Origin of the sequence: Salinibacter sp., assembly GCF_036626415.1 — a bacterium.
GTDB lineage: Bacteria > Bacteroidota > Rhodothermia > Rhodothermales > Salinibacteraceae > Salinibacter.
This window is the reverse complement of record NZ_JAZKRW010000229.1, coordinates 1-2,695: the sequence shown is the minus strand read 5'-3', so window position 1 is coordinate 2,695 and position 2,695 is coordinate 1. Positions and strand designations below refer to the sequence as shown.

At 64.4% G+C, this 2,695-nt stretch carries 5 protein-coding genes; 2 read left to right on the top strand and 3 right to left on the bottom strand.

Translation table 11 applies throughout. The features are described 5' to 3' along the window. The 3 genes from V5A20_RS14020 to V5A20_RS14010 all read right to left on the bottom strand — a co-directional run. Positions 1-652: cbb3-type cytochrome c oxidase subunit I (locus V5A20_RS14020; RefSeq protein ID WP_332327644.1), on the bottom strand; the 652-nt coding region annotated here is incomplete at its 3' end. 26 nt (positions 653-678) lie between these two features. Continuing rightward, positions 679-897: a hypothetical protein gene (locus V5A20_RS14015; protein WP_332316946.1), complete on the bottom strand. Its 219-nt coding sequence runs from the start codon at positions 895-897 to the stop codon at positions 679-681. Continuing rightward, positions 894-1,127 carry a hypothetical protein gene (locus V5A20_RS14010; protein ID WP_332327643.1) on the bottom strand — a complete coding sequence of 78 codons (234 nt, stop codon included), beginning with the start codon at positions 1,125-1,127 and terminating at the stop codon, positions 894-896. Before V5A20_RS14010 ends, V5A20_RS14015 begins: the two co-directional genes overlap by 4 nt. A 409-nt stretch (positions 1,128-1,536) precedes the next feature. Between V5A20_RS14010 and V5A20_RS14005 the strand changes: the two genes are divergently transcribed. Beyond that, positions 1,537-1,905 carry an ArsR/SmtB family transcription factor gene (locus V5A20_RS14005; protein ID WP_332316944.1) on the top strand — a complete coding sequence of 123 codons (369 nt, stop codon included), beginning with the start codon at positions 1,537-1,539 and terminating at the stop codon, positions 1,903-1,905. Positions 1,906-2,110: 205 nt separating this feature from the next. After that, positions 2,111-2,620 carry a Dps family protein gene (locus V5A20_RS14000; protein ID WP_332316943.1) on the top strand — a complete coding sequence of 170 codons (510 nt, stop codon included), beginning with the start codon at positions 2,111-2,113 and terminating at the stop codon, positions 2,618-2,620. Positions 2,621-2,695: the final 75 nt, after the last annotated feature.

Below are 2,695 nucleotides of genomic sequence, written 5' to 3'. Positions count from 1 at the left end.
GGATGTTGTGGGCGTACCACCAGTTGGCCGTCGCCTCCGGCACGCCGCTGTAGATGGGAAGCAGAAACGCGATGAGGAGGAACGGCCCCCACAGAATGGCGGCGCCGAGGTACCACACCGAGATGTAGAGGTGCTGCACGTGCCGCTTCCGGAGGGTCTGCACGAACGACGCCACGACGAGCAGCAGGGCCGGGACGATGAACGCGAACGCCGCGTACGGCATTTCCACCCACTCGATGGACCGCGAGTAGCCGGCCAGGATGCCGATCGTCCCCACAACCATGCCCACGTTCCAGAGGGCCACGCTGAGCAGCAGCAGCCCCCGGCCGCGCAGCTCGGTTTTGAGGAGCCGGGCCCAGAGCCACGTGCCCACCCCTACGCCCGCCATCGAGATCCAGCCGTAGATGACCGTGTTGAGGTGCGCGGGCCGGATCCGACCGAACGTGAGCCACGCCTGCTGCGTCCACCAGTCGGGAAACTGGAACTTGAAGCTCGCGATGAGTGCCAGCAGCGATCCGATGAGGAGCCAGACGGTCGCGCTCACGATGAAGGCCACGACCGGCCGGCGCGTCGACGCGTCGACCACGCGGCGCCAGCTCTCCTCAGGGGGAGGAGACGCAGAGGCAGACGAGGAGGAAGCAACGTCGGGCATATGAGGGGGCGCGAGAGGAGAAGGAGTTAGGCGGCGGGCGCCGACGAATCTCCGTCGGACTCGGCCTCCCGGAAGAACTGGTCCTGCGGTTCCCCGACGGGCTCGTCCTCGTCGAAGATCACGTAGGCCCCGGATTTCAGGTTACGAAAGTAGCCGTGGCTCCCCGCGTAGAACAGCACGGTAAGGGTCGTCGCGGCCCCGATGACCAGGACCAGCAGGACGGCGAGCAGGGGCAGGTAGGTCATGGCAGGCGTACAGGGGCAGGGGAGGGCTCGGCGGCGGTCGTAGACGCGAGGGGGCGGGGCGGAACGACCCGCACCGCCTGTGCGGAGTCGCTCGCGGGGACTGCCGAGCGGCTCTCCATGTCACGCCACACAAAGTACAGCAGGGCCGCCAGCAACAGCGCGGACGCCACGAAGAGCGCCATCACGAGGCCGGCCGTCGCGCGTTCAACGTCGTACTGGGCGTTGGACATGGACGTCGGCCCGGTTTGTTATTACATATTTTTACAACCTAGAGAATCAAACATCCCCTCCCACAGTGAGGATCCTGGTGTGTTGAACGAAGGCCTTATCTTTACTGTTTGCTCAAAGAATAATTCCCGCCCGCCGCCCCGGCGGGCCCCGTCGCCGTACACGGTGAAGCCCCCCCCTGAGGAGACGGACACTGTTTAGAAGAGCCTCCACGTAGAGGTATTGATATGATCAGGTGCCCGCATTCCGACGGAGCAGACTCATGGCCCAGTGCCGCTGTGGCGGAGCGCCGCGCGAGCCCCCTTCCCGACGCGGGACGAGGCAGCGTGAGTGCCTGAGTCGGCGGAACTGTATTTACAGTTTTATATATAGGCGCATGACAATACAAAACCCCATCGGTCCCGACCCGCGATGCCCGATTCCGCCCCATCCTCGTGTCCCTGCGGCGCCTCGCCGGAGGAGCGCCTCGCCGAGCCGACGATCGAGCACCGCGCCGACCAGCTCAAGGCCCTTGCCAATCCGGTGCGTCTGCGCATGGTCGACCTCATCTACCATGGGGGCGGCGAGATCTGCGTCTGCGAGTTCATGGACCACTTCGACCTGAGTCAGCCGACGATCTCCCATCACCTGAAGGTGCTACGGAAGGCGGGGCTCATCCAGCGCCGGAAGGAGGGGACGATGGTCCGCCATCGGGTCGACGAGACCGCGTTTACCGCCCTCTCTACGCTGATGGACCGGTTTTCGACGCTTCCAGAGACCGAAGAGGTGCTTGCGGAATAGGGCGGGTTGTGGCCCAGAACCCCCCGCCAACTGCAGTCTGGACGCGGCCCAATGAGCTCGCTCACGCGGACTTCACGTAGCAAGGCCCCTTGCGTAGAAACATTTGTAAATACATGTAAGTACAAATTGATCCACAACGGGGAGACGGCTTCCGGTCTCTCGACTCGTCGCGCACTCCTTTCCATAACCTCTCGCTGCTCAATTTATGTCTGCCCCCAGCCCCAATACGAAGACGGCTTCCGATCCCAGCACGGACGTCGCTCCGGAGACGAGAGAGACCGACGTGACGACGGGCCTGAACAATCTTCTGGCCGACGCCACGGTGTTCTACCAGAAGGTGCGCCACTACCACTGGAATGTGACCGGTCCACAGTTCTTCACCCTCCACGATAAGTTCGAAGAGCTGTACACGTTTTGGTCCGACGCCATCGACCAGATCGCCGAACAGGTGCGCGGCCGGGGCGACCGGCCCGTGCACACCCTCGCCGACGTGCTGGACCTCGCGTCGCTGGCAGAGGACCCGAGCACGCCGCCGGCCGACGAGATGGTCGAGGTCGTGATCGAGGACCTCGACGCCCTGGGCGACCGGGTGCAGCGCCTCGCCGACCAGGCGGAAAATGCCGGTGCCCCCAGCACAGTCACCGCGCTCGAAGACCTCGGCGAGCAGATCGAGGAGGACCGCTGGATGCTCCGTGCCTGGCTCAACGACCTGTAGTCCCGTCGGGACATGAAGAGTCGGCCCCCGTTTCCTGCCCGGGAACGGGGGCTTTTTTGTTAACCGGTGCTCCTT